The sequence below is a fragment of the Alteromonas sp. CNT1-28 genome (assembly GCF_022348345.1).
GTDB lineage: Bacteria > Pseudomonadota > Gammaproteobacteria > Enterobacterales > Alteromonadaceae > Alteromonas > Alteromonas macleodii.
The window spans coordinates 60112-76438 of sequence record NZ_JAKREZ010000020.1 but is presented as its reverse complement, the minus strand read 5'-3'; the positions used below and the strand labels follow the sequence as shown (position 1 = coordinate 76438).

At 44.5% G+C, this 16327-nt stretch carries 13 protein-coding genes; 7 read left to right on the top strand and 6 right to left on the bottom strand.

Annotated features, from left to right (window positions below; genetic code table 11):
• Window positions 1-501: 501 nt before the first annotated feature.
• The gene (locus MHN02_RS13455) at window positions 502-1962 is read left to right on the top strand and encodes a DEAD/DEAH box helicase (protein WP_239246674.1); all 1461 of its coding nucleotides are present in this window, start codon (window positions 502-504) and stop codon (window positions 1960-1962) included.
• Window positions 1963-2348: 386 nt separating this feature from the next.
• On the opposite strand, the gene MHN02_RS13450 is transcribed toward MHN02_RS13455, so the two are convergent.
• From MHN02_RS13450 to MHN02_RS13435, 4 genes are all read right to left on the bottom strand, one after another.
• Window positions 2349-3167 carry a thioredoxin family protein gene (locus tag MHN02_RS13450; RefSeq protein WP_014977389.1) on the bottom strand — a complete coding sequence of 273 codons (819 nt, stop codon included), beginning with the start codon at window positions 3165-3167 and terminating at the stop codon, window positions 2349-2351.
• Window positions 3168-3250: 83 nt separating this feature from the next.
• Window positions 3251-4816 (bottom strand): ATP-binding protein, encoded by a 1566-nt coding sequence (locus MHN02_RS13445; protein ID WP_239246672.1) that lies wholly within the window; start codon window positions 4814-4816, stop codon window positions 3251-3253.
• Window positions 4816-5472: a response regulator transcription factor gene (locus MHN02_RS13440; protein ID WP_014950704.1), complete on the bottom strand. Its 657-nt coding sequence runs from the start codon at window positions 5470-5472 to the stop codon at window positions 4816-4818. Before MHN02_RS13440 ends, MHN02_RS13445 begins: the two co-directional genes overlap by 1 nt.
• A 208-nt stretch (window positions 5473-5680) precedes the next feature.
• Complete coding sequence (locus MHN02_RS13435; protein WP_239220279.1) at window positions 5681-8203, bottom strand: S8 family serine peptidase; 2523 nt, start codon at window positions 8201-8203, stop codon at window positions 5681-5683.
• A 480-nt stretch (window positions 8204-8683) separates the two neighbouring features.
• On the opposite strand from MHN02_RS13435, the gene MHN02_RS13430 reads away from it, so the two are divergent.
• From MHN02_RS13430 to MHN02_RS13410, 5 genes are read left to right on the top strand one after another with little or no spacing between them, the layout of a single operon-like run.
• Window positions 8684-9196: a curlin subunit CsgB gene (locus MHN02_RS13430; protein ID WP_239246670.1), complete on the top strand. Its 513-nt coding sequence runs from the start codon at window positions 8684-8686 to the stop codon at window positions 9194-9196.
• Window positions 9197-9226: 30 nt separating this feature from the next.
• Window positions 9227-10672: a curlin gene (locus MHN02_RS13425; protein ID WP_239246668.1), complete on the top strand. Its 1446-nt coding sequence runs from the start codon at window positions 9227-9229 to the stop codon at window positions 10670-10672.
• Between the two features lie 54 nt (window positions 10673-10726).
• Window positions 10727-11119, top strand: a complete 393-nt coding sequence (locus MHN02_RS13420; protein ID WP_049588826.1) for a CsgE family curli-type amyloid fiber assembly protein — start codon at window positions 10727-10729, stop codon at window positions 11117-11119.
• The gene (locus MHN02_RS13415; RefSeq protein WP_014950699.1) at window positions 11119-11568 is read left to right on the top strand and encodes a curli assembly protein CsgF; all 450 of its coding nucleotides are present in this window, start codon (window positions 11119-11121) and stop codon (window positions 11566-11568) included. The genes MHN02_RS13420 and MHN02_RS13415 overlap by 1 nt, the downstream gene beginning before the upstream one ends.
• Window positions 11569-11576: 8 nt before the next feature.
• Window positions 11577-12338, top strand: coding sequence for a CsgG/HfaB family protein (locus tag MHN02_RS13410; protein ID WP_014950698.1), 762 nt, complete (start codon window positions 11577-11579; stop codon window positions 12336-12338).
• Between the two features lie 35 nt (window positions 12339-12373).
• Here the strand turns inward: MHN02_RS13410 and MHN02_RS13405 are convergent, their stop codons facing one another.
• Entirely contained in the window at window positions 12374-13051 is a 678-nt protein-coding gene (locus MHN02_RS13405; protein ID WP_014950697.1) for a response regulator transcription factor, read from the bottom strand.
• A gap of 274 nt (window positions 13052-13325) precedes the next feature.
• On the opposite strand from MHN02_RS13405, the gene dld reads away from it, so the two are divergent.
• Window positions 13326-15059: a D-lactate dehydrogenase gene (gene dld / locus MHN02_RS13400; RefSeq protein WP_239246666.1), complete on the top strand. Its 1734-nt coding sequence runs from the start codon at window positions 13326-13328 to the stop codon at window positions 15057-15059.
• A 122-nt stretch (window positions 15060-15181) separates the two neighbouring features.
• On the opposite strand, the gene lldD is transcribed toward dld, so the two are convergent.
• Window positions 15182-16315: an FMN-dependent L-lactate dehydrogenase LldD gene (gene lldD / locus MHN02_RS13395; RefSeq protein WP_015068029.1), complete on the bottom strand. Its 1134-nt coding sequence runs from the start codon at window positions 16313-16315 to the stop codon at window positions 15182-15184.
• Between the last annotated feature and the right edge of the window lie 12 nt (window positions 16316-16327).

Genomic DNA, 16327 nt, shown 5'->3' with positions numbered 1-16327 from the left:
GAAATTTCTTAAGGTGTTGATAAATATAATTAAAATCTGTTACATGAAAAGTTTGCGTTTCTAGGTCGCAAAATTCGTACTAAATAGATATTTATCGTTTTGATAAAAATATAAATATAACAATATCTCTCCTAAAAATGAGGGAATACGGTACGGTTCAAGACCATTCTCTTAGTGCGAAAAGCCGATAAAACTTCCCATGCTGTTATGCTATGTAAATCGGAACTTATTAAGTGAAACGTCAGACAGGCTTAACTAGATTTTGAACAAAAAATGCGCTGGTGGCTTTCGGCTTTTAGTGGTAGACTCCGCGCGCAATTTGTAAGAGTAAACACCTACGTTCTTTTCTTGATGTCAAACACCAATAAGCCAAGTTGGCAATGGCGTATCTCTTTAGGTTTTCCCAGTAATCTATAACCCCCACGGTTAGCAATAAAGCACTAACGCTTATACCTTTGCGGTATGCAATTTTTTATAAATACCTATGACAGGAGTTTATTAATGTCATTTACCCAATTAGGGCTCGCTGAACCCTTGTTAAAAGCTATTGAAAAACGAGGATTTAGTACACCATCACCAATCCAGGAAAAGGCAATACCAGAAGTATTGCAAGGAAAGGATGTGTTGGCAGCTGCGCAAACGGGAACAGGGAAAACTGCAGGATTTGGACTTCCTATTTTACAGAGATTGATGGAAGGACAACCTGTATCTGGCAACAATGTTCGGGCACTTATCTTAACACCCACGCGAGAACTTGCTGCTCAGGTAGAAGAGAGCATCAGAGCGTTCAGCGAGTTTTTGCCGTTAAAAACTGCCGTGGTATTTGGTGGTGTCGGCATTAATCCTCAAATGATGAAGCTACGTAAAGGTGTGGATGTGTTAATTGCTACGCCTGGACGATTGCTTGACCTCTACCAGCAAAACGCTGTTAAGTTTTCTCAGCTTGAAGTGTTGGTATTGGATGAAGCCGACAGAATGCTTGATATGGGCTTTATTCACGACATTAAGAGAGTATTGAAGCTATTGCCACAAGAGCGTCAAAGCTTACTGTTTTCAGCCACGTTTTCTGACGAAATCACTGCGCTGGCGAAAACAATAACGCGCAACCCTGTGAGTATTTCAACCGCGCCGGCCAATACCACGGTAGAAGCGGTTCAGCAGCACTTAGTGACCATTGATAAATCCAAAAAGACGACCGCGCTTATTTGTCTGATCAAACAGCAGAAGTGGGAGCAGGTGTTAGTGTTTAGCCGCACGAAACACGGTGCTAACCGTATTGCAGAAAAGCTAACTCGGTCAAAAATTCCAAGTGCCGCTATTCACGGTAATAAAAGCCAAGGAGCAAGAACTAAAGCGCTTGCTGACTTTAAAAATGGCGCAATTAAAGTGCTGGTAGCCACCGATATCGCAGCACGCGGCATCGACATTAGTGAATTGCCTATCGTTGTAAACCTAGACTTACCCAATACGGCAGCTGATTATGTTCACCGAATTGGTCGTACAGGGCGCGCAGGCGCTAGTGGACAGGCTTGGTCATTTGTATGTGCTGAAGAACTGCAAAACCTGAAAGATATTGAGACGCTGATTCAAAAGCTGCTTCCTCGTGAAACGTTGGAAGGTTTCGAGCCTCAGCAAGCCGTGCCTGTTACCACGCTGTCTAAGCCTAAAAAGCCCAAGAAGCCGAAAAAGCCGAAAAAGCCGAAAGCACCACAAGGTGAGAGCGGCAGCGAAGGTAAACGAAGTGGCGAGAATAAAAAGCCGGGTCAACGCCAAGGCAACCGTAGCGGAAACGGTAATCCGCGCGCAGGTAAATCGGATTCGCGCAACAATAGCGGTGGAAAGCCTGCAGGTCGAAGACGCTCAGGAAGTGAAGGAAGTGCCGCTAAACGACCAGCTAAGCGCAGAAGTAATCCGTCAAATAGCACCACTAATAATACGGCGTCAAACAGGGCAAAAGCGTAAACAGTTGAACTGCGCTTCATAATACCGAGTTTATTAAAAAAGGGCCGTTGGAAAGGCCCTTTTTAATGTCCGTACTCTTTGTTGCGTCACCTTGATGTAGAACCTCTATACCTGCGATAACACGCCGCGATTACGAACATCTTAAATCTCGCTGAGTGGGTAATAAATTATGTGGACTGGTATTAGGGCCTATTGATCTTTGTTGTACATTTTTGCAGCGGTCTGTGTGCCATCTAGACAAGGCGAATGTTTGACGGTTTAGTGGTTCTAAATCGAGAACATTCAACGCACAGTCCTTTAACTTAGCCCGCTAGGCTTGCAGGACTGTTTCGCGATTAAAAGGCTTCCATTTAGACCAAAATTCGTACACCAAAGGTCAACAGGCCCTAATTATGTTCCCACGAAAACGGATTGTAGTGTCGCAATGCTGGCGTGGTGTTGACTCCGTTGCCATTCTCAGAATCTAACGTAAGCTCGGCGCGCTTTATCAGCGTTTTTTGCAGTTCAGTGCGAAACCCTTTGGTCTCTTTCCATAGCTCGTTAAGCCCTTGTGGGGTATTACCTTGTAAATCTAGCGCAAGTAGCGGACCGAGTTTGTCATAAGCGCTTTGTAATCTGAGTGCTTGCTCTTTATTGTAAGCTTCTTCTTCATCTGTCGCTTCCCAGTTAATAAACGGGGCTTTTTGCGCAGTTGTCATTGCAGGAAAGCGAGAGAAATACTGAATGTACTCCGATAAGGGAATGCTGTCAGCGCGCCCCCATATATCCATTGACGTTCTGTTTAACAATGCGCTGGTTTTAGGTTCAACCACCATTACTGTTGGTGTGGCGTAATAAATGGGGTAGTCAAATCGCTCGGTTATATTTCTTCTGTCTTCAAGTGTTCCCACATCAACAAATACGGTTTCATAATGAGCGCGTAGAATAAGGTCCATTTCCTTTGTCGCAAAACGCTCAGCTAAGCCAGTACTGTCGTGGCACCACTGAGCACCCAGAACAACCAAAAGTAATTTGCTTTGTTCCACAGCTCGCTGCTGTGCATTGACCACATCTTGATAGGGTGATGCAGACGGAGCGTAAGTGTAAGGACTTTCATTTTGAGTACTTACACAGCCATTTAACGTGGTGAAAGTGGCAATTAGGACAGCAATGTTCAGGCACTGTCTAAAAAAACGGGCTCGGCGAGTAATGAAATTTTTTTGCATACGGTTATCAAAATAGTAGTTAAATCAACAGCAATGTAGCATAAAAAGGATGCAGCGACGCACCTAAAACGCAGTAGAGTAACTTAAGCACTGTAGGGCAAAGTCAGGCAAACTCGGGTGCCTGTTGGTTTGTTCTGGGAAATATCAAACTCACCATTTATCAACTTTGCGCGCTCTCTCATCGACAGCAGGCCGAGTGTGGGTTCAGCGTTTGCTAGTTGGGCAATATGCTCAGGGATGCCGCCGCCATCGTCAGTAACGATAAATACGGCACTGTGTTGCGCATAGTTGATATCAATGCTGAGCGACGTCGCATTGGCATATTTTATACTGTTTGTCACCGCTTCCTGCACAATGCGATAGATATGTATTTTCTGGTCTGAATCGAACGGTACTGGCGTGCCGCTAACGTTAAACGAATAGTCTATGTTTGCGCGCTTGAGCGTGGTAATGATCTCTGAACGTTGGATCACGCTTTCAATGGGAAGTGTATCAATACCGGACGGACGTAATCCTCCTAAGCTTTTCTTCATTGCGTGGTATAGAGCATCTATCTTATTGAGCATCATGTCGTTGTCGCTTTCTCTGCTATCTAGCGACAGTTGAAGTTTCAAATCGACTATGCGGTGACCAAAGTCGTCGTGTAAATCCCGCGATAAGCGCTTTCGTTCATCTTCTTGCACTACCACTAATTGACTGGCCAGTGCCTGAGCGCTTTGCACCGATAGTTCAAGAGCCTCGTTTTTCTTCGCAAGCTTCATATTCAACAAGGTAGATTGGTTAATTGAAGCACCTAAAATGAGGCAACTTGTACATGATGCTAAGATGTAAAACTGATGCTCAATGGGAGGAAGTGCGCTCTGGCTTGCCACCACGAACGCAGTAATACCTATGAGTAAACACGAAAACGCACTGCCAACTATGGCATAGCGATACGATAAAAAGAGCGCGGGGAAAACCGCTAGATACTTAACCTGATAGCTGATGTTAATTTGTTGGGAGTAGGCATAGCTGCTCAGCATCAGCAAAACCAGCCAAGCGATTGTTGTAAGGTACAGTACTAAGTGACTCTTAGGGATAGATGGCCGTTTATATAATGCGAAAAGAAAAGGACAAAGAACAACAATTCCTACAAAGTCACCCAATGAAAAATCAAACAAAATAGAAAGAAAAACCTCTATGCCTGTTTTCAGTTCAATAGCCCTTCTGCCCAAAAATACCGCCCCAAGAGCAACACTTATAAGAACACCAAAAGCCAACGTGGCAAGGGTACTGGAAACATTGTCTATATAAGGTGCGCTAAAGCGACGTCTGAATAAATAAACGCAGGTGCAAATTACCGCGGGTGACAGCACTAAATGGACTAAATACCAACCTATGGTTCCACTTAAAAACGCCGTGTTGTCGAGAATGCCACCGGGGTGAAATAAAATGAAGTGGGTTGATTTTTCTGCGATGAGTAGCAGTGGCCAGCTGTAAATTGGCAGTAGTAAAAACGCCGCCAGGCGAACACCAGCAGGTAAATACCAGCTCACCGTACCTGAAATAATTTCAAATTGGGTGCTGAGCAACCACACGCCGTGAAATAGCGCGGTATAACCTAATCCCATTAGTAAATAGGTAGCGTTGAAATACCGCGTTAAATTCATCAATTTGCTTTGACTAGCGTATCGTCGTAGATAACGTCAGAAACGTCGAGGTACCCAGTTTCTAACGCAATTCTAAGTAAACCAAATTGGGAGGTTACATTGAGTTTCTTGTAAATATTAGTTCTGTGAACCATCACTGTTTTCGGGGCAGTGTCTATGTAGTAGGCAATCTGTTTTGGCTGGAATCCTTTTGCTAACAGTAAGAAAATTTCCTTTTCCCTTTCAGTAAGGATAGAGGTTAGCTGTTTATCACCGAAAGCTAACTTTTTACTAATATCTGTGCTTAGATAATTCTCGTCTTTTTCTAGAGCTTCCAACGCGTCCATTAACTCTTTGGTGGCAGCATTCTTTGTAACGTAGCCATCGGCGCCGAGTTCAAGCGCTTTACTGATATAGCCAACATGATCATACATGCTCAGCATTAAGCACTTTATAAACGGCGCGTCTTTCTTGATTTTTACTAGTGTGTCGAAACCACTTTCCTGTGCTAACGAGATATCTAGAATGGCAACGTCAATATCGTCTAACGTAGCGAAGGAGGGAAGAGCATCCAGAGAGCTTACTGCGTAAGAAACATGCCAGCCATACTCTTGCTCGATGAGTGTTTTAATGCCATCCCTTACAATTTCGTGATCGTCAATAATGAGTATGTGCATGAAAAAATGCTTATTATTTCTTAATGCATCAAGTGTACGTTGTATTTGGCTTATAGTGAATAAGCCGATGGCTTAGATTGGTGCTCTCTTTAATTCTCAGAATAAAAAAAGCCGGCCTATCCTTGGCCGGCAATTGCTTAACTCCCAACTGTTCAGCGTATCATTCGCCAACTGTCACGAAGAGCGCGTCAGCGATACGCAAACTACATTAAAGGTTTACAGACACTGGTGCAGAGCATGCAGAGGTTTCATCACAAACCATATAAGTATACTCACCAGGTTGAACGCCTCTGCTTCTGTCGCGATAACGTCCAGTGTTGCTTACTTCTTCAAGTAGCTCACCGTTGCGATAAATCATTACAGTATCGGCCATCGAGCCACTATATGATAAATCTACGCGTAACGAACCGAATCGAGACAGCATAGCGCGGTCAATTTCTGCAACAATGGTGCTATCTGAAACTGATACGGTTTCTGTTGATACGCCAGTTTGACCTTCAGAGTCGGTAACCGTAAGGGTTACGTCATAGGCGCCAGTGCTCGCGTAAACATGCGTTGGGTTCTCTTCCGTTGAAGTAGAGCCATCGCCAAAGTCCCAGCTATAGCTGACAATGTCGTCATTAACGTCGTTACTGTTATTAGTAAAGCTTACTGATAAGCCTGAAGCGTCATAGGTAAACGCAGAGTTAGGCGGTGTTGGACCTACTTCACCAATACCGGTCACCACAAGGCTCCATGTGTTTACAGTGCCGTTGTCACCGTTGAACGTATCAAGCACGTTCAAGGTCCAATCGCCTGTTGCTACTTCGCCGTTGAAGGCATCAGAGTTATAGCTCTCAACGATATCATCTGTACCGCCACCTTGGTTCTGACGAAGAACGGTGGTTGTACCCTGAGGAGAAGTCAGTGATAGTACGAGGTCACCGCTATAGGTGTGTGTGATATCTACCGACGCCTGCATACCGAATACTGTTAAGTCGTCAGGAACGTTAATCACTAGGTCAACGCCAACATCGTCAGGATCTTCTTCATTCGGTAACGTAGGTACTGCATCACCAGAATACGCGTAAGGGAATTCGTTTAGCCCTTGAGGGTAAACATAAAGGTTCGCTGATTTAGATTTCTCAATATCACCGCTTACACCGTTAACCGTAAAGCTGTACGGACCCCAAGGCGTTTCCTCAGATGTCTCTACGGTCAGTGTTACTGTATCGCCAGGCATTGCCGAGCTTGCACTTAAAGACGCGATATCACTTGGCTCAGCAAGCGATAGCTGTACTTCTTCTTCGTAGCCAGCAATTGAACCAACTTCAATAGTGAAGGTGTAGGTCTCACCCGCTTCTATTTCAGCTGAACCAGGTGTAATGCCCAGTTTAAAACCTGGAGTAGGATCAGCTTCTTCAAGTGCATTAAGTACATTTAGGCGGTTGCCAGACACGGTGCGACCATCAGCCCATAGGCTAGTTTCACCTGTAGACATTAACAGCTCTTTCATTTCAGATGGCGTAAGTTCTGGGTTTAGCGACCACACAAGTGCTGCTGCACCCGTAACATGTGGCGTTGCCATTGATGTGCCCGAGTATGTCGCATAGCCGTCACCTGGTATTGTAGATAGGATAGCTGTACCCGGCGCCGCGATGTCTACAGTTTCAATACCGTATGAGAAGCCGCTGTCTCCGTCAGTACGAGTGTGGCTAGCAACTGCAACCAGACTGTTTGTTGTAGTGACATAGTTAGACGGGTAGTTATCTACGTTGTCGTTGTTTGAACCAGAGTTACCTGCCGCAGCAACAAACAAAATACCCGCTTGGCCAGCTTCTTCAATAGCGGTTTCTAGCGCTTCACTATAGCCGCCGCCACCCCAGCTGTTGTTGGTAGCCTTAATATTGATGCCGCGGTTCTCTTTAAGGTCGGTGAAGTAATCGATACATTCAATAGCGCCAGCGGTTGAACCCGTTCCATCTGCTCCAAGGAATTTACAGCCAGCGATTGACACGTCATGGTTTACACCAACTACACCGATGCCATTACCGCCCACAGCACCAATGGTGCCTGCTACGTGTGTACCGTGAGAGTCGTCGTCCATTGGGTCGGTATCACCGTTTGCGGTATCGATACCGTAAACATCGTCAATATAGCCGTTGCCATCATCATCAATACCGTTTCCAGCGATTTCACCTGGGTTAATCCATGCGTTATCTGCAAGGTCTTCATGATTGTAGTCAACACCCGTATCGATAACGCCGATGACCACATCACTATCACCGGTTGTAATATCCCATGCTTCTGGTGCGTCAATATCCACATCTGCAGTACCGCCGGCTTGACCTGTGTTATTCAAACCCCATAGGTCACCATAAGAAGGATCGTTAGGTACCAGGGCTTTGCGGTACAAGAAGTTTGGCTCGGCGATTTTAACCGCAGGATTTTTCTTTAAGATTTCTATGGCGTCTTTTACAGACTTGCCACGAAGTTCCAGTTTGGCAATGCGACCATTTAAAAGGTTAGAGAAGCGATCATCTACTTCATCACGGTTTGCGTCACTAATTCGTGCACGTACCGAAGAGCGAGCGCGCATCTTTTCCGCTTTGCTTACATTTTCTTTGTACACAACGATAACGCTATCGTCGAAAATTTCGGCTTTTGCGGCGTGTGCATGACTAGATACCATTAGCGGTAGAAGGGCTAATGAAAGTGCTGAAAGGCCTGTTTTAAAAGGCTTTGTTTTCATAATTAGATTCCATAATTAGCAATAATGCTTTAATCACAGAACCTTCTCGTTCGGTCTGATATAACTAACGGTTAAAACTTATAACGCAAATTTAAAAACCTGCCACCCCTAACAGTAAAATTTACTCAAAAATACTACTTAAACACTAGGGGAAAGTGAAAAGAGAAGCCTAAAGTGGTACTTAATTACTATGATTTTTGACATGTAGTTAAGGTCTTTATGTCTCAGAGTCTCGCTATAGCAATACCCATTAAGAGACCCTACAAAAACTAGGTGGTCTTACCAATAATTACTCGGTGCGTGAGTTTTCGTCAAATCTAGCACTATGGTATTACCCATTATAAATAACTTGTTGATTTACCGTGTGCTAACTGTATTTGACCTGTAATAAATACAACTTATTGGTGATGGATTATTGCCGTCTTAAAGAGTGTTATAGAGGGGTCACCTTTGTTGTTAATCAAGGAAACAGTCGTTCGCATGGACAAGAAGTTAAAGGTTAAAAAGAGCCAGTTTGCTTATAACGCTAAGGCATGCAGAGCCGTTGCGTTGGCAGCCACTACGGGGTGCAGTCTTCTAGCCGTAAATCTTCCTGTTTATGCGCAACAGTCCGACTTATCAACAAGCTCAGACATGGTGGAATCTTCTCTTTCAATGAGTCTGAATGCTCAAGCTATAACGATAGACGATGAAACGGTCTTCATCGCTGTTAGTCAGTTTGGGTTAAATAACATAACTAACATTATCCAAAGCGGCAACGGCGCCAACCTATCGAATGTTGTTCAAAACGGCAGTAATAACGAAGCTCTTATCACACAGCTGGGTGAGGGGAACGTCGTTAATTTATTGCAGCAAAACAACAATAACTATTTCGAGATTATTCAAGATGGGTTCGACAATGTAGCCAATGTTAATCAATTGGGTGAACAGTCTTTTACTGTTTACCAGATAGGGAATGAAATGGTGATTAACATCACACAATATCAAGAATGATGTGATTGCCATAGGGAGACAAATGTGAAAATGAAAAAAACAAAAATAGCGAGTGCATTGCTTTTAGTAGCAGCGACAGGGTGGGCATCGGCTCAGGAAGTTCCAGCGAGTAAGACAGTTGATTTCAGTGCTTCCGCAGATTTTATTGCTGCAGCTGAAGGCAATGAAATTACGCTAATCCAAACGGCACCAGAGGGAAATGAGGTAGGTAATGAATCTATTTTAAGTCAGGAAGGTGACTTAAATGCAATCTTTGTAGAAATAACGGGTGACGCAAACGAAGTACTTGCTTCACAAATGCAGTCAGGTAATACCTTCTTTGCAAGTGTTACAGGTAACGGCAACTTCTTACAATCTGAGCAAGATAGTTTAAATAGTACAGGCGAAATCGTTGTCGAAGGTGACGATAACTCGGTTTCACTTGTTCAATTAGGTGATGGCGGCCCCTTTGGCTTTATCTTTAATCGCTCAATAAATAGCATTTCGGGCAGTGGAAACATGTTGTCAGTGTATCAGGGCGATGGTGGTAACTGGGCTAACAATGCCATTGCGGGTAACGACAATACGGTATTTGTTGATCAAAGTGGTGAATGGCACGAATCGTATGTTCGCGAGCTAAGCGGTGATGCTAACGTTATCGATGTTATTCAAGACGGCTATTACAACGTGTCTGATTTAACCGTTATTGGCTCAGAAAACGAAGTTGAAATTGACCAAGATGGCGACCGGAACGCTGTGGGTTGGAGTATGGTTGGCAACGGTAATGTGCTAGGGTTTGAACAAGATGGTGATAGCAACGAGATTACCACAGGAGTATTTGAAGGCTCTGGCAATGAAGTTAATATTGATCAAATCGGTGATGTTAACTTAGCTACCGTAGAAACTATCGGCGGACAAGAGAATACGTTCGAAATTAACCAAGTGGGCGAAGGCAACACGGCGTATGCTGGCGTAATTGGCTTATTCAACGAGTTTGATTTAACTCAAGTGGGTGATGCTAACGAAATCAGCACAGTTAATTTTGATGGCTTGTTTAACACCATTGAAATTGAGCAAGATGGCGATGCCAACTTGGCGTTAGCGCAAGCTGGTATTGGTGATGCAACTTACTACGCTGATGGCAACATCATTGAAATGTCTCAAGAGGGTGTTGAAAATACAGCATCAGTTGAGTTGGCAAGCAACGTTACATCAAGCCTCAACGAAATTATGGTTTCGCAAACGGGCGAACTTAACTTACTAGACCTACTGGTTAACGGTAACGACAATATTGTTAGTGTTATGCAAGAAGGCGTAGGAAACTGGGTAACAGACGACGCGGGTGGTCAGTTTGTTATTTCTGGTGATATGAATACATTTGAAGTTACGCAAATGGGTAACGATAATTTAGTTACAGGTAGTATTACTGGCAACGGCGGCACAGTAAGTGTTACGCAGGTTGGTGACTACAACGTAGCTACCGTTGTTCAGATGTAAACCTACAGATGTAAAAGTGAGTAGCCGGGCATTTGCCCGGCTATATTCAGTTAAATGAAGTACTTGTATTGTTTCTCTTTTATCACACTGCTTTTTAGTGTGTTCTTTTCTCCGATTCACGCAGAAGAAATTCGGCTAGGCGGACTGCTGCTCGATAACAGTATTAGCCGCCAAGGCCACGAATTTGCCTCTCGCATTAGCCAATACTGGCGAGAAGTCCCAGACAGTTCGGGTAAGAACCTTGTTGTTAAAGAAATTATTGTGCCACAAGCGGGTACTCTTCTTTCGGTGATTTACGACAATAGAGTGGTTTATCAAACGTACATGGGGCGCAGACAAGTACCATTAGATGAAAAAGTACAGCAAGCCATCATGTTAGTTTTAGACGCGGTGGCAAACGCGAGTGTAGACAGTAGAAGCCCAGATTTAGCAGGGGACGAATGGTAATGAAAAAAGGGATATTGATAGCAGCCTTAATCGCGACTGGCTCGTGGACTTCAGCTAGTGTGAAAGCAACAGAGTTGGTGTATGAACCGATCAACCCATCATTCGGTGGTAATCCACTTAACGGATCATTTCTATTAAGCAAGGCGAATTCACAAAACGCTCATACAGCGCCTTACAGTGAGCGCTCCTATGACGAACGCCTTCAAGAATCACTCGAACGCGCCTATATCAATCGTATAGTCCGCGAAATCACAGACATCGCATTCGGTGAACAAGAATATGATGAAGATGGAAACCCGATAGACAGCATATTCAATCAGGATAGTATTTTTGTTAGTGGTGACTTTCAGGTAGAACTAATAACGAGTAATCCTGACAGCATTGTTGTGAACATTACTAACTTACTGACAGGTGAGGTTACTGTCGTTGAAATTCCACGGTTTGGGTAGGGAAATACATGAGAAGTACCGTTTTTTTAATAGTGGCCATGGCGCTTGCAGGATGCCAGTCCATCACTAATACGCTGCCGCCAGATACAACGGCCGCTGATGTAATTAAAGACAGTGCCACATTGTCTGAAGTAAAAAGCTTGCCAGCGCCTATGGGACAAATTCCGGTTTCTGTATATGCGTTTAGAGACCAGACCGGGCAATATAAACCTAGCACTGGGGCAAGTTCGTTTTCTACTGCGGTGACTCAAGGCGCAACCTCTATTCTTGTTCAGACCTTAAGCGAGACATCGTGGTTTTTACCTGTGGAGCGTGAAGGGCTGCAGAACATTCTTACCGAACGCAAAATAATTAGAGCCGACGAAAGCAGCGGAGGCGATTTGCCGCCACTCACGACAGCTAGAATTATTATAGAAGGTGGGATAATTAGCTACGATACCAACATTCGTACCGGCGGCGCTGGTGTAGAGTACTTTGGCATTGGAGCGAGTGAGCTGTTTAGGGAAGATCAAATTTCCATTTACATGCGTGCAGTTGACGTGAGAACAGGTCAAGTACTGGTGTCGGTTTCAACATCTAAGAAAGTACTAAGCCAGGAGGTGAGAGCAGGCCTGTTTAGGTATGTTTCGCTTAAGCGCTTGCTTGAAGCAGAAACGGGCTACACGACTAATGAACCCATGTTCGAGTGCGTTAAACAAAGCATAGAAAAAGCGGTGACTGAGTTGGTGCTACAAGGAATGGAGAAAGGCGTATGGCGCGCAAAAGCGTAAGCGCCATACGCAATTAAATTCAATGGATTATCAGTTTAGATGCTTACTTGTTGTGGTTGGCTAAACTGATGATCGAACCACTTTATAAGCTCAACGCGATTTCGGCAGTCCGTCTTTCTAAATATGCTGTAAACGTGAGTTTTCACCGTATTTACGCTGATGTGTAAGCAGTCTGCAATCTCCTGATTTTGGGCACCATCTGCAATTTTGCGTGTGATGGCCAACTCCCTCTTGGTCAGCACAGTATGTGACGATTGAAGTGCAGCAACGGGTTTTGCTTTAGACACTAAATTGGCATCAATATAGCGACTCATAATCTCGCGACTGAACCATTTGTTGCCCGCCTGAACTTGTTGAACACCGCGAACCAGAAGTTCTAAGCTATCTTCAATATGGAAAATACCATTAATACCATGTTGTAATGCCGCATAATGAAAATCGACGTCAGACTCTGGCACGTTGAAAATGACTTTGTTCAACTCTGGGTTATCGTTGACTACAGGCAAGTTGAGCATAGCGGCAGAGTCACAATACTGCGCATCGATAAAGAAGGTATAGGTGTTGTTAAGCACGCTTCGAGGTGGATGAATCGCACCGGTTGTGACGACAAATCCACATGACGGCAAAATACTTAGGAATCGTTCGTAAGCCCCATCCCTTCTAGTATTTTCTGAAAAACTTTTTCTTGTTAAAACGAACGCTTGATGTGACATGAAAGCTCCTTTTCGTGTCTATCAACCTTACGAACTATACATTGGCTTTACAATACTCCTCTGGTCTAACTTGCTCCTCCAAAGCGTAACAAAATGTAACAGTGAAAAATGCCTGTAAGTTTTGCTTAAATGCTAGAGCCTCTAAGTGTTCAACGAATTAAATATAAGTAAATTATCTCGATAAAAGCGGCTTGCCCCCTTTGTTAATAATGGTGTTAGTGTATAGTTCAACACCAAGTCATTCCTTCCATTATTTCAACACACAGAGAGAACCATGACCGTAAACGTTGACACTCAGTCTTTGATTGCATCAATGCGCGATGTAGTAGGGCAGGCCTATTTGTTAACTGATAAAGCGAAGAAGCAGCCTTACACTAAAGGGTTTCGTTTTGGTGCGGGCGAAGCGCTTGCGGTAGTGCGCCCAGGAACGCTTGTCGAAATTTGGCGTGTGCTTAAGCTGTGTGTTGAAGCCGACGTTGCGGTTATTATGCAGGCGGCCAATACAGGGTTAACGGGTGGCTCTACGCCAGATGGTAAAGATTACGACAGGCCTCTCGTTATTATCAGTACTATGCGTATTGATGATATTCAGTTAGTTGACAATGGAAAGCAGATCGTTGGCTTGGCTGGGAGCACCTTGTTTGGATTGGAAGAGACGCTTGCGCCTTATGGTCGCGAACCTCACTCTGTGATAGGTTCTTCATGTATTGGCGCATCGATCGTGGGGGGGATATGCAACAATTCAGGTGGCGCTTTGGTCAAGCGAGGCCCTGCCTATACTGAACTAGCGCTTTTTGCCCAAATTGACGTCAATGGCAATCTATCTTTGGTAAACAATCTGGGGATTAACCTAGGTAGTGAGCCAGAAGAAATTCTGAATAATCTTGAGAACAAACGTTACAAAGAAGTTGATGTTCAGCACCCTGACGCTCGTGCATCAGACAACGAGTATGATGAACGAGTTCGAGACGTTGATTCAGACACACCTTCGCGCTTCAACAATGACGGCAGAAGACTTCATGAAGCTTCAGGCTGTGCGGGTAAGCTTGCCGTGTTCGCAGTGAGGCTAGACACCTTTCCTATTCCTGAGAAAAAACAGGTATTTTATGTGGGGTCTAACGACGCCGCTGTGTTTACTAAAGTGCGTCGCGACATACTTTCTACTTTCAAGAACTTGCCTGACTCGGGTGAGTACCTTCACCGTGACTGCTACGACGTATCCAAGAAATACGGTAAAGATATGTTTATCGTTATCAGCAAGCTTGGCGCCAAATTTATTCCTAAGCTGTTTGCATTTAAGCGCAAATTTGACGCATTTACTGACAAGCTGGGCTTCTTACCCAACAAAATGTCAGATCGCGTTATGCAGTATATGAGCTACGTTTTTCCTAACCACTTGCCTAAGCGAATGGAAGAGTACAGAGACAAGTATCAGCATCATTGGATATTGGAGATGAGCAATGACGGGGTAGATGAGGCCAAAGCCTACCTTGATGCTTTCTTTAAAACCAATGAAGGTAGTTATTTTGAGTGTACAGAAGAAGAAGCTAACAAGGCTATTTTGCATCGCTTTGTTGCTGGTGGCGCGATAGGTCGTTACCACGTGATGCACAGCAAAGACGTGGGCGCTATGATGACCATCGATGTTGCACTTCGCCGCAACGATCCCGACTGGTTTGAAGTGCTGCCTAAAGAAATAGACGACCAGATAGACACAAAACTGTATTACGGCCATTTATTCTGCCACGTAATGCACCAGAATTACGTGTTGAAAAAAGGGGCGGATGCCAAATTGTTAAAGGGTAAAATTCTGGAAACTTTTGATGCGAGAAGCGCTGAATATCCAGCAGAGCACAATGTGGGACACGAGTACTTTGCAAAAGATGCGCTGAAAAACTTTTACCGAGAATTAGACCCAACCAATAGTTTTAACCCGGGAATAGGCAAAACCACCAAACTTAAAAATTGGGCTGAGCATGATGGAAGTTGTTGTGGTGGGCATCATTAAGCGCAAATTACGCTTCCAGCCACTTGTGCATTGATAAAAGAGCCATAAAAAATGAAGTGACCCCCAATAGTTGGACTATCCAATTACTGGGGGTCTTTTTAGTGGCCTTGGTGCCAGCGATACTAAAAAGCGAGAGAGTCGAGGTTAAGTTCACTGACTGATTTTGCACCGCATAGTGTCATCGCGACATGCATTTCCTGTTTGTACAGATCGAGTAAGTTCTCTACCCCTTGTTGGCCTTCAGCAGCAAGTGCATAAATAAAAGAGCGCCCTAGTAAAGTACAATCGGCACCTAGTGCCAGCATTCTCACCACGTCCAAGCCGTTACGAATACCTGAGTCTACGAAAATACTTAGATCGCCTTTCACCGCGCTAGCAATCGCTGGAAGGGCTTTAGCGGTAGACAGCACGCCATCTAGCTGACGACCGCCGTGATTGGATACTACAATACCTTCTGCGCCAAAACTCAGCGCATCTTTGGCATCTTGTTCAGTTAAAATGCCTTTGATAATCATTGGGCCGTCCCAAAACTCTCTGATCCATTCTAAGTCTTTCCAACTGATAGACGGATCGAAATTAGCGCCTAACCAGCCAATATAGTCTTCCAACTGGGTCGGTTCGCCACGATAAGTAGAAATATTGCCAAGATCATGAGGCTTACCGAATACGCCTACATCAAATGCCCAACGAGGATGAGTCATCGCTTGCAGTACGCGACGGCTTGCAGCAAATGGCCCACTCATACCTGAGTGTTTATCGCGATAGCGAGCCCCTGGTACAGGCATATCTACGGTAAAGACCAACGTTGTTACACCCGCTGCTTTGGCGCGCTCCAGAACATTCTTCATAAAGCCGCGATCGCGAAGCACATAGAGCTGAAACCACATTGGACGTTCAATGGCTGGTGCGACTTCTTCAATAGGACATACTGACACCGTCGACATGGTAAACGGGATGCCTTTGTTTGCAGCCGCTTTAGCGGCTTGCACTTCGCCACGTCGCGCATACATTCCGGTTAATCCCACTGGAGCAAGGGCAATAGGTAAAGCCAATTGTTCACCAAAGACCGTTGTAGAAAGGTCAAGCGACGACATATTTCTCAGCACTTGCTGCTTTAATGCAATGTCAGCCAAGTCAGTTTCATTGCGTTTAAGTGTATGCTCTCGATAGGCACCACCATCAATGTAGTGAAATAGGAACGGCGGTAATATTTTTTGCGCAGCGCGTCTATAATCAGTCGGCGATGAAATAATCATGTCTTTAATCGA

Bases quoted from the DNA above. Each gene is read 5' to 3' on its own strand.
- MHN02_RS13455 (WP_239246674.1), top strand. From the start codon at position 502: ATGTCATTTACCCAATTAGGGCTCGCTGAACCCTTGTTAAAAGCTATT.
- MHN02_RS13450 (WP_014977389.1), bottom strand. From the start codon at position 3,167: ATGCAAAAAAATTTCATTACTCGCCGAGCCCGTTTTTTTAGACAGTGC.
- MHN02_RS13445 (WP_239246672.1), bottom strand. From the start codon at position 4,816: ATGAATTTAACGCGGTATTTCAACGCTACCTATTTACTAATGGGATTA.
- MHN02_RS13440 (WP_014950704.1), bottom strand. From the start codon at position 5,472: ATGCACATACTCATTATTGACGATCACGAAATTGTAAGGGATGGCATT.
- MHN02_RS13435 (WP_239220279.1), bottom strand. From the start codon at position 8,203: ATGAAAACAAAGCCTTTTAAAACAGGCCTTTCAGCACTTTCATTAGCC.
- MHN02_RS13430 (WP_239246670.1), top strand. From the start codon at position 8,684: ATGGACAAGAAGTTAAAGGTTAAAAAGAGCCAGTTTGCTTATAACGCT.
- MHN02_RS13425 (WP_239246668.1), top strand. From the start codon at position 9,227: ATGAAAAAAACAAAAATAGCGAGTGCATTGCTTTTAGTAGCAGCGACA.
- MHN02_RS13420 (WP_049588826.1), top strand. From the start codon at position 10,727: ATGAAGTACTTGTATTGTTTCTCTTTTATCACACTGCTTTTTAGTGTG.
- MHN02_RS13415 (WP_014950699.1), top strand. From the start codon at position 11,119: ATGAAAAAAGGGATATTGATAGCAGCCTTAATCGCGACTGGCTCGTGG.
- MHN02_RS13410 (WP_014950698.1), top strand. From the start codon at position 11,577: ATGAGAAGTACCGTTTTTTTAATAGTGGCCATGGCGCTTGCAGGATGC.
- MHN02_RS13405 (WP_014950697.1), bottom strand. From the start codon at position 13,051: ATGTCACATCAAGCGTTCGTTTTAACAAGAAAAAGTTTTTCAGAAAAT.
- dld (WP_239246666.1), top strand. From the start codon at position 13,326: ATGACCGTAAACGTTGACACTCAGTCTTTGATTGCATCAATGCGCGAT.
- lldD (WP_015068029.1), bottom strand. From the start codon at position 16,315: ATGATTATTTCATCGCCGACTGATTATAGACGCGCTGCGCAAAAAATA.